General features: G+C 49.4%; 4 protein-coding genes. 3 read left to right on the plus strand and 1 reads right to left on the minus strand.

The genetic code is table 11. The annotated features are described in order from the left end of the window. Nucleotides 1-170: 170 nt before the first annotated feature. The 3 genes from DWW91_RS00060 to DWW91_RS00070 all read left to right on the plus strand — a co-directional run bounded on the left by DWW91_RS00060 (nt 171) and on the right by DWW91_RS00070 (nt 8,486). Nucleotides 171-4,241: a two-component regulator propeller domain-containing protein gene (locus DWW91_RS00060; RefSeq protein ID WP_122326593.1), complete on the plus strand. Its 4,071-nt coding sequence runs from the start codon at nt 171-173 to the stop codon at nt 4,239-4,241. A 281-nt stretch (nt 4,242-4,522) separates the two neighbouring features. Next, nucleotides 4,523-6,694 (plus strand): right-handed parallel beta-helix repeat-containing protein, encoded by a 2,172-nt coding sequence (locus DWW91_RS00065; RefSeq protein ID WP_122326594.1) that lies wholly within the window; start codon nt 4,523-4,525, stop codon nt 6,692-6,694. 37 nt (nt 6,695-6,731) lie between these two features. Continuing rightward, nucleotides 6,732-8,486: a hypothetical protein gene (locus DWW91_RS00070; RefSeq protein ID WP_046145910.1), complete on the plus strand. Its 1,755-nt coding sequence runs from the start codon at nt 6,732-6,734 to the stop codon at nt 8,484-8,486. Between the two features lie 137 nt (nt 8,487-8,623). Here the strand turns inward: DWW91_RS00070 and DWW91_RS00075 are convergent, their stop codons facing one another. Next, nucleotides 8,624-11,455 (minus strand): NPCBM/NEW2 domain-containing protein, encoded by a 2,832-nt coding sequence (locus DWW91_RS00075; RefSeq protein WP_122326595.1) that lies wholly within the window; start codon nt 11,453-11,455, stop codon nt 8,624-8,626. Nucleotides 11,456-11,468: the final 13 nt, after the last annotated feature.

Raw genomic sequence — 11,468 nt, forward strand, 5'->3', positions numbered from 1 at the left:
AGAACATCGTTACTTCTATATGACAGATGTTACATCATTGGGAACTACGTTACAGGGGAACTGAAAAAAGTAAAAAAAGTACCTTCCGACACTGTATATTAACATTCAGAAATCCGTTACTCTAAATAAATACCTATATATTTGGCGTGTTACTTTAATCAGAAATAAGAATGAAAACCATCATTACTCTACTTATCCTGTTACCCTTCATCCAACTATATGCACAAGAAAAGACCGCCTTGTTCAAGAATTATACCGTAAAAGACGGCCTATCGCAGAACACGGTCATCAGGACGTTGGAAGACAGCAAAGGCTACATCTGGTTCTGTACCCGTGACGGCCTGAACCGTTTCGACGGAACCGAATTTGAAGTCTACCGTGCCGACGGCTCGGAAAACTCACTTACCAGCAGCGACGTGACCACCATCACGGAAGTAGAGAACGGCGTGCTCTGGATCGGTTCGCATAAAGGGCTGACCCGGTACGACACCAATACCAAACGTTTCTACCAGTATTATAAAGAAGAAGGGGGCGGAAACAGTCTCTCCGACAACTGTATCAAACATATCTTATGTGACAAACGGAAAAGATTGTGGGTCGGAACGATCAGCGGACTCGATCTCTACAACTCCGAAACAGATGATTTCGAACGGATATCGGATGAAGGTTCCATCTTCTGGCTGATGCAACGGAAGAACGGGAACATCTGTTACCTGGTGAACAACACACTCTGTATTCTCGAACCGGAGTCGATGAAAACAAAGAAGTTCCACTTCGACAACGATGAAAAGCTGTTCTTCCTCTTCGAAGATTCGAACAACAAATTATGGGTCGGCATGTGGAGCTCCGGCCTCAAGTACTTCGAAGAAGAAACGGGAAGACTTATACAGGCTGACTTGTCGTGGACGGACGGTATCACATTCAACAACGAACAGGTTAACTACATCGTAGAAACTGAGGAGGACAATCTGATGCTGGCAACCCGCAATGGACTATTGGTGTACGACCAAAGTAAAAACAAACTGATCAACTGCTTCCGCAGCGAAGATGTAGGCGGTCTAAGCGAAAACACCATTATCTCCCTGTATAAGGACCTGTCCGAGAACATCTGGATCGGCACTTATGGCGGCGGTGTCAACTTGTACACGCCTTACAGCAACTTCTTCATCCCGTATTACCCGGCAAAGTACCTACAGAAAAATATCGGGAACATCAACTCCATCGTCGAATACAAAGGCGACCTGTGGATGGGCACCGACGGCGGACTGATCGTCTACGACCGGGAAGCCGGGACATACGAATATTGCCATTTCCAAATACCCAACTCGAAAACCAACCGGGAGATCAAATACATCCAGAAAGAGGGTGATAAATATCTTTGGATCAGCATCTACTACTGCGGATTATACCTGTACGACATGGAGAAAAGGCAGATCGTAAAAGAGATACCAGACTTCCCCTACAACCAGGTCAGACGTATCACCCGGACTGAAGACGGCATGTATTGGATCGCACTGGGTGTAGACAACCCGATCCTTTTATACGATATGGAAAAGAACACCCTGGCGGCCAGCTTCCCCGTCAAAGGGCGGAACAAGGATGTCTCCCTGATAAACGTACAGGATATATATGCCGAATCCGAATATATATGGATGGGCACCCGCGCCGAAGGACTGTACCGTTACAACGTGCAGACGCAGAAACTGGACCATTTCAGGAACGATAAAGAATCGCCCGACTGCCTCAACAGCAACCACGTCACCTGCATTTACAAAGACAAGAAAGGGAATCTGTGGATAGGTACTTTCGGCGGCGGACTAGCTCTGTACGACCGTATCAAAGAGACTTTCCGCACATTCGACCGGAAAGCGGGACTCGACAACGATGCGATCAGCAGTATCATGGAAGACGAGAAAGGATATCTCTGGATCACCACCCTGAAAGGCATCTCCCGTTTCAACCCGAAAAAGGAATCGTTCGACAACTGGGGATATAACAACGGCTACTCGCTGCTGGAAACAAACCTGCACTCCTGCCTGCGTTCGGGCGATAACCTATTCTATGTGGGAGGAAACAACTTGTTCCTCTCTTTCGACCCCACACAGCTGAGGGTGAACACACGGATCCCCCGCGTCATCATCTCGAAAGTGCTTATCTGGGCGGATAACTTCGGAGAAAAAGCAACCCGCACCTGGATAGAACCGCAAAACGACCGAATAGAACTGAAATACGACCAGACTTCGTTCACCATCCGTTATTCCGCCCTCAACTATGTCTACCCCGAAAGCAACTCGTTTGCCTATATTCTGGAGGGCTTCGACAAGAACTGGACCTACATCGGTAACGAACGGAGCGTGAACTACACCAATATCCCCCCCGGCGATTACATCTTCAGGGTCAAGGCCCGCAACAACGACGGTATCTGGAACAACGTAGGAGCTTCCCTGCATATCAAAGTTTTCCCTCCTTTTTGGAAGACCTGGTATGCTTATCTCTTCTACCTAGCCGTCTTCATTGCGATCATCATCCTCTTTATCCGTTATAAGACAAGAGAAGAAAGGCTGAAGATGGACCTGAGGATCAAGCAGATCGAAAAGACCAACATTGAGACAAGCCACCGGATAGGCGTGCAGATGTTCACCAACTTCTCGCATGAACTACGGACACCGCTCACGCTAATCATCGCCCCGCTGGACGAACTGCTGAGCAAGACAAACCTGTCCCCCGAACTGAAACGCCCGCTCGAACTGATCAACAAGAACGCCCAGCGCCTGCTTTGGCTGGTTAACCGCCTGATGGATTTCCGGAAACTGGAAGCGGGAAAGATGCATCTAAAGGCAGGACAGTACAAACTGGACGATTTCGTCAACGAGATGCTCTTATCTTTCCGCCCGCTGGCTGATAAGAAGAATATCCTGCTGGAATATAACAACACGGGGCGGGAAGCAAAGATATGGTTCGATTATATCCTACTGGAAAAAGTATTCTTCAATCTCTTGTCGAACGCCTTCAAGCACACACCCAAAGGAGGATACGTCATCATCAGCGCCAAAGAAATCGGAGAAGAGGAAATAGTACACACAGAGGAGCTGAAAGATTACCAACCCGTCGGCAATAATCCGAAGTTATTACTCGTCACCGTCGAAGATTCCGGCAAAGGCATCCCGCAGGAAATGCTTCCGAAAGTATTCGAAGCATTCTTCCAGGCGGGGGAGAACGACTATACCAGTGCCTACGGGACCGGTATCGGGTTAAGCCTGACAAAGAGCATCATAGAACTCCACCACGGCCACATCTGGGTGACCAGTGAAGAAAATAAAGGGACCCGCTTCTCGTTTGTCATCCCTCTGGGCAGGGAATTCCTAAAGGAAGATGAACTATTATCGAAGAACAAGGCGATCAAGGTAGAGCATGCCTACGACAAACCGCAGGTTGTTCTCGACGACTCGCCGGTGGAAGAAAACAAAATTCCTGCCCCTCGGAAACGTTACCACCTGGTGGTCATCGAGGACAATGCGGACGTGAGGAACTACCTTTGCGACATGCTGTGCAACGACTACAATATTACTGCCACCGAAGACTGCATGGAAGGTTGCGAAGTTGTGACCAAAGAGATGCCGGACCTGATCATCAGCGACATCATGACACCTCGGATGAACGGCATCGAGTTCTGCCAGAAGGTGAAAAGCAATATCGTCACCTCGCATATCCCGATCATACTGCTGACAGCCCGGGTTACCCTGTCACAGATCAAGGAGGGCTACGATTCGCTTGCCGACGATTACATCATGAAGCCATTCAACCCCGAACTGCTCAAGGTCAGGATAGCCAATCTCCTTGCCAACCGCCAAAAGCTGAGAGAACTGTATGCCCAAAAGATCGTAACCGGAAATTTCCCGACGGAAACGGTTTCTACGGAAGACAAGTTCATGGCAAAGGTTCTCGATTATATCCACAGCAACCTAGACAATACAGAGTTGTCTATCGACAAGTTCAGCGACGATATCGGCATGAGTCGCGTACAGCTTTACCGTAAAATCAAGGCTGTCACCGGCTCTTCGCCGAGCAAGCTGATCCTGGATATCCGTCTAAAAAAGGCTGCGGAGCTATTGTCCACCACCGACGATACAGTCACCGAAGTCTCTTACAAATGCGGTTTCAACGAAGTTTCCTACTTTGGAAAATGCTTTAAAGCAAACTATAATATCTCTCCTTCCGAATATGCCCGGAACTACAGATAAACCCATACCTGCCAGCCTTACGAGGGCCGGCAGGTTTCTTCGGGAACAGTAAGCCTCTGCATGCAAATAACTAAGTCCAAAGGATAGCATCACGGTATCTTCTGACGAAAGGGATACCGTATCAAAAAAGTTACATCAAAGTAACAAAACTCTTATAAAACCGGCTTTATGTAACCATTGTCATACATTTTGAACGACCAGTCCTACTATCCTCCCCCTTTTGTCACGTACTTTTGCCTCGTATCAAACAAACAACAACTTAATTCATTCCATTTATCAGCATGAAGATATTTTATCTGACAATACTGTTCGCCTACCTTTCCCTGGCAACCCTTCCGGCAAAAGGAAGAAAGGTTTACATATCGCCTTTACCCCGGACAGCGGTGCCCGACGGCTCCGTACAGGCTCCGTTCTCTACGATTGAGGAAGCTCTGTCTGCTTTATCTGCCGGGAAAGAAGAAAGTGCCGAACTGATTTTACTCGACGGCGATCATTTCCTGTCCGAAGGCATCCGGCTGTCTGGCAACACCTGTCCGGTCAAAGAACTGACCATTAAAGCCCTCAACTTACATAAAGCCGTCCTTCGTCTCGACAAACCGCTGGCAGGATACCTGAAACCGGTGACCGACGACCGGATCAGAAAACGGGTAAGGAAAGAAGCGGCAGACCGTATCCGGGAGATCGACCTGGAAGCACTCGGCATCCGGGTGGAAACTTTCCCCGAACGGTTCAAAGCCCGGGAGAATTTCCCGCAACTGATCTATCAGGAAGAACTGTTACCGCTTTCCCGTTATCCCAACGAAGGATATCTGTATATGAAAAAGGTTCTCGACAACTTCGGGAACGCAAAGAGAGGGGGTATCTTTGAATACGACGATCCCCGCCACGGCGCCTGGACGGAAGCACTTCCATCGGGTGTATGGTTCACCGGCTACTGGAGGATCCCATGGCAGGCATGGACCGTAAAGATACAGGAAATCGACACCGTCCGCTGTATCGTGACACAGGCGGTAGGCATCGAAACGGAAAATGGGAAAGATGTCGGTATATTCGGAGGCATCGGCTCGAAATACGACCGTCCTTCCGGCTCGGGAAAAGAGAACTATTATGTGGAGAACCTGATCGAAGAGATCGATCGCCCCGGAGAATGGTGTGTCGACTTCACTACCCATAAAATCTATTTTCTGCCCCCCGAATCTTTCGATGAAAGGCAACTGAGCCTGGTTTCACATCCGGCGACCTTGTTCGATATCACCGGAATGAAGAACCTGAAACTGGAAGGCATCGTACTGAAAAACCATCTGGGAGATGGCATCCGCATCGCGGAAGGGGAGAAGAATCTCATTGCCGGATGCAGTTTCCGGAATATTCTGGGAAACGCAGTCTCCATAACCGGAGGAAAGGAACACCGGGTACAAAGCTCCGATTTCAGCCATATCGGGCGGACCTGTATCGAGGTGTCGGGCGGTGACCGCCCATCCCTGCAAACCTGCGGTCATAGCATCGACAATAATTATTTCACCCGCTTCGGAGAGATACAGCAGAGTTATGCCCCTGCGGTAAAGGTCGGCTTCTACGAAACCGGAATAGGGGTTCACGAAGGGAATGCAGTCGGGATAAAGGTATCCCATAACCTCGTCCACAATGCTCCCCATGCCGCTTTCATTTATGGAGGAAACCTGAACGTCCTCGAATACAACGAGGTGTTCGATATTGCCCGGAAGACTGGTGATGTCGGAGCGTTCTATGCCCGCTGGGACTGGACTTCAAGAGGGAATGTGGTACGGAATAATTTCATCCACCATGTCCCCCGGGCAAATGCCATCTACGGGGATGACGGACATGCGGGCGATTCGATCTACAACAATGTCGTATATCGCGCTTTGGTCGGCACGATCATCGGCGGCGGACATTATAATTACATCAGCCACAACCTCTATGCCGGTTGTACTACAGCCGCCGTCAGCATCGACGCACGAGGCAAACAACGCAATTATAATGCCGGTAACCCGGACTTTGCCGACCTGTTCCGTCTCTTCAGGATACCGGAAGGAACCTGGGACAACCGCTTTCCCGGAATCAGCACTTTCCTGGAATGTCCTCATCTGGAACTCCCCCAGGAAAACGAAATAAGCGATAACATTTTCATCGACTGCAAGGAGGGCGTCCGGAAAGAAGGCCAAGAAGATGATTTCAGATATTCAAGGATAGGAAAAAACAACTGCTTACAACTTCCGGCACCGGACTTCGATGGAGTGATCTTACACAAGGACTTGAAACGAATACCCGAAGTGCAGCCAGACGAACGGTACGAACTGAAGAAATGTGGCTTGTATACCGATCACTACCGGACGGTGTTACCCGACAGAAAGCAATTACTGGATTCGATTGGGAAGCAGGAAGCCGGATTCGATTCGCTGAAAGACCAACAGACCACCAACCGGCACTTCTAAAGAAATAAGTTATTAATAGATATATATTCAAGTATTTATGAAGAAGATATTAGCATGTACCCTCCTGTTTCTGGCGGGAGTACAGGGATTGTTCTCCCAAAACAGGCAGAAAGAGACTTCACCCACAGTCATCATGGATATGGTCCATCATAACCCGGGCGAGGCTTTTACGAAAACCCAATTCAACGCCCCGTCCACGCTGGTGGACTACCATTTCAACGCGCAAGTCATTAACGAGTTCCAGTCGGTACATTGTGCCGTCACCTACGAGTCGCTGAATCCGGCGATCTTCCCGGCAGGCTCTCCAGAAAGAAAGTGGGTCGACTCGCTGGCAACGCGCATCGACCGGAAAATCGAAGAGATACATAAGCACCATCTGAAAGCCTACTATTTCACCGACATCATCGTCCTTCCCCAAAAACTGGTGGAGATATACAAAGACGAAATCTGTGATGCCGCCGGACGGGTAGACTTCAGGCGTCCGAAGACACAGGAGATACACCGTATCATGTTACGAGAGATATTCGACCGGTTCCCAACCCTCGACGGGCTGGTGATCCGTGTTGGCGAAACTTATCTGCACAATATCCCTTACCATACCGGCAACAATCCTATACCCCGCGACGAGAAATCGTGGGACCATAACTTCTCGTACAAAAGCGACGGAGGAGAAAAGATACACCGCGACCTGATCAACCTGCTGCGCGACGAGGTTTGTGTAAAATATAATAAGAAGCTGTTCTATCGTACCTGGGACTTCGGCTACTTCCATACCAATCCCGAATATTACCTAAACGTAACCGATTACGTCCCCATCCACCCGAACCTTTATTTCTGCATCAAGTATGTGCAGGGCGATTATCACCGTACTTATAAATTCAATCCGACGCTGGGAATCGGGCAGCACAAGCAGGTGGTAGAGATACAGTGCCAGCGGGAGTACGAGGGGAAAGGGGCTTATCCCAACTATATAGCCGACGGACTGATCAACGGATTCGAGGAACTGAAGAAAGATACAGTCGTCCATAGCCTCCGTCAGTTGAAGGAAACGCCCAACTATGCCGGTATCTGGACCTGGTCGCGCGGCGGCGGATGGGTCGGACCTTATATCAGCAACGAGCTATGGTGTGATGTCAATACATTCGTTCTGGCGGAGTGGGCGAATCATCCGGAACTGGACGAGAAAGAGATTTTCGCTCGGTATGCCGCGTCAAAAGGCTTCCAAGGAGAAGATATAGAACGTTTCCACCGGATATGCCTGCTATCGGCAGACGCGATCGTCAGGGGACGTGCTTCCCTGGTACAGCCCATCAATGTCTGGTGGACACGCGACCAGTTCATCGGGGGAGAAAAGGAACTGGAGAAGGATTTCAGGCAGATTGTCGAAAAGAAGCTGGTGGATGCCGTCCTTGCCGAGAAAGCCGAAAGTGTAAAGATATGGGAACAGATCAACGCAATTGCAGGAGCGATTGGGAGCGGAGACAAACCGGTTGCCGATTATATCCGGACATCTTCCCGATACGGTCTGCTGCTGTATTCCATTTACGAACAAGGATGGATCATTTTGCTAAAAGGTTATGAAGGAGAGATGACAGGCCATTTCAACAAGCCATTGATCAGAAAAGCGATAAAAAGATATGACAAGCTATGGAAAGATTACCGGAAGCTGAAAGAAACGAAAGCGGACTGTGCGACACTTTACCTGCCGTATGGTTTCAACTTCAGCTTGCCTCCTGCTTATCACGATGAAAATGGAATAAAGAAAACCGTCGACAAATACAGGAACTTATAAAAAAAGGGACTGTCCAAAAAGTCATTCTTTCGTCCTTGAGAATTGAATATTTGAAATCAATCTCAGATAGGTATCCGAAATACTTTTTAGACAACCCCTTTTTTCAATGAAGCACCGCAGGAACCAAACAACGTAAGTTATTTTTCCACCACCAGCCAGGTATTTCCGCGGGCAGGAATAGTCACCTTGATGTCTACCGTATAGTCTCTGTTCAGCTTATAGGTAACCGGAGCGTTCTCTTTCTCCCTAATCTTCGCTACATCGGAGATACCGGTGTAATAAAGCGGAAGCCGGATCGTACGAGTGATCGCCTTGTCGGTCGGGTTAAACAATAGGGCAAAACCTTTCTCCTTCCCTTCCGGATCGACATGCATGAAACCGTCCCAGTCGCGTCCGTCGGCACGGCGCAGATGGATCAGTTCGCTGTTCAGGATAGTCCGGTATTTCTTGTACCAGTCGATCACCTCTACTACGGCTGCTTTCGTTTCCGGTGTATCATACAGACGCGGACCGCGGTAACAAGCCTGTACCCCCGCACCGTAATTCTGGATCATGTGCGCCTTATAGTCAGGGATATGATCTTTCAAAGGTTCGAGCGTAGCGGCAGCCCCACCGCCATGATATTGGGTAAGCGGAACGAATGTCCAGCACATACCCGGCAGGCGCTCCCACAAGCCATCGTACATCACCTGGCGTCCCAACACCAACTGCCGTTCGCGGGGAAGCGACCAGTTTACTTCACGGTAACCGATACCGACTTTCGTACCACCGTTCAACATATAACCGAAATCGGGTATATTGGTATAAATGCCATTCTCACACATCCATTGGTACAGATTCACAATCTGCTGGCGTTGTTTCCACTGGGAGTCTTTCAAACCCTTATGATGGGCATGGCTGGTCGAAGCACAGACATTACCCGGATACGAGCCGTCGTTCTCAAAAACTGTCATTCCTGTCTTCTCGTAGAAAGAACGTATCTTGCGGAAATAATCGTATCCCCATTCACTGGACAGGCAAGGAGAGCTACCGAAGATCATACCGCCGCGCTTTCCTGTTTCGGGATTGATCACGTCGACCTCATCGCTGATCCAGCGGCTGGACAACAGGGAATAACCGCCCAGTTCAATACCCTTGGAGTTGGCATATTCGGTGAACTCCTTGAATTTGGCGATATTCGCTTCACTCTCATCCTCCATATTCAGTCCCGAACCGAAGCTGAGGATTACCATCTCATAACCGGTTTCAGCACACTGGTCGATAGCCGTCTTCACCACTTTCGGATCGGAAGATACACAATGCAGGAAGATCGGATTTTCAGTCGTCCACGGGGCGATCTTACGGTACATCCGCTTCAGGAAAAGCCCTTTCCGGTCACGGTCATCGCTGTCGAAAGGCATCAGCCAGGTACGGAAGCTACTGAACTTAGCACCGTCGGGGATATCTTCGTCCGGCCCCATGGGCAGTTTTACCTCCAGCAGGCAAGGAGTAAGCAACGGATAATTACATTGTGAAGTATAGCGTGGATCAGTATTCCAGAATTCCGTGCGGTCGGCCTCCCGTTCGGTAAAGCCGAGAAACGCCCAGTCGCTCTCGACATGGATATTCGGTTTCAGGAACTGCTCCGGTCTTTTGGCTTCCACCGGTGATTCCGGTTCTGCCATCGCCAGTTGCTCCAGGGTAAATTCATCCAGCGTGATTCCCATACCGCTCTTATTCTCGATCTCCATCCATTTACTGATACAGGGAATACCGTCATAGAGGGCATAATTCAGTTTCACCTTCACACCTTTCAGGTAACCCGGTCCTTCCAGATAGAAAGAAAGTACCTTCCCTGTCGTTTCGCCCGGCTTCACCAGCGACCAGCGTTTGTTCGCCCAGTCGATACGGGGAGACAGTTCAGTAATATCGAACCCGGTCACACGGAACGAATTCGGAAGGATCGTCAGACTGTCGACCCATTTATATTGCGTATAGCCATACTCAAACTGCCCGTCGAGGCCGCCAAGTGTATACACTTTATCATCGATTTTCAGAACACCTTCGTTACTGACGGCACGCAGCATACTTTCCCCTGTCATCTGGTTAACCAGGTCGACGGTCGCCAGGTTCGGATAGATACGGAAGATACGGCTTACCAATCCATTGGAAAGGACAATATCTTTGCCATTATGCGTCTGATACACGCCAGCCTTCACCCCTTTGGCATCGAGCAGCCAGTCCGACTCCGGACGCGCCACCGGCAAATCGATGGCAGGCAGAGCAGCAACCTTACTGCGCAACGCCCTTTCCACCTCAGCAGGCATTGTCTCGATAGCCCCTTTATAATCGGCATTCACCAGCGAAGGCTTGATCTCGTTATAAGAAAAAACAGGTTCGATCCAATCGGCATGATCACCGCTTACACCGTCGCCTCCATCTTCAACGACCAGTTCCAGTACGTCGATCCCTGAAACATCGAGCGACACCTCACGAGCTTTCTCACCTCCGCGGACCATGCCACTGTTATACAACTCCTTTCCGTCACCCACCAGGCGAAAGACAACGCTTCCCTTATCAAAGGAGCCATCACCGGCACCTACTCCGACAAACTGCTTCTTTCCTCCGGTACCGTCGGTCCGATAAAACAGCATCGTTCCGTCCGTCATCGGTATCTTACTGAAATCTTCTTTTTTATAATCCAGCGAACGGTCGTTCACACCCACCTTGCAGGTAAACAACCCGGTATTCTTCCGCAGGCTCAGCTTGATCTTGCTGTTTGCCTGTACGCCTACCCCTTGTCCGAAATGCTCACCGCCTACCGTCAGTTTCTCACCGGTAACAGCTGCGTTCTTCATCGGCGAACCATACTGCTGGTAGGCCAGGGATAAATCCATATCCGGCAGGGATATTTTATTCTGGGCACTGATATCCCAGCTTGAAAAGAAAAATCCTCCCATAAGGAGAAATAAAGAGATCGTCTTTTTCATGTTAGTCAGAAAT

This window comes from Parabacteroides sp. AF17-3 (assembly GCF_003635445.1).
Lineage (GTDB): Bacteria > Bacteroidota > Bacteroidia > Bacteroidales > Tannerellaceae > Parabacteroides > Parabacteroides goldsteinii.

Excerpts from the sequence above, each read along its gene's own strand:
- DWW91_RS00070 (WP_046145910.1), top strand. The coding sequence starts at position 6,732 with ATGAAGAAGATATTAGCATGTACCCTCCTGTTTCTGGCGGGAGTACAG.
- DWW91_RS00060 (WP_122326593.1), top strand. The coding sequence starts at position 171 with ATGAAAACCATCATTACTCTACTTATCCTGTTACCCTTCATCCAACTA.
- DWW91_RS00065 (WP_122326594.1), top strand. The coding sequence starts at position 4,523 with ATGAAGATATTTTATCTGACAATACTGTTCGCCTACCTTTCCCTGGCA.
- DWW91_RS00075 (WP_122326595.1), bottom strand. The coding sequence starts at position 11,455 with ATGAAAAAGACGATCTCTTTATTTCTCCTTATGGGAGGATTTTTCTTT.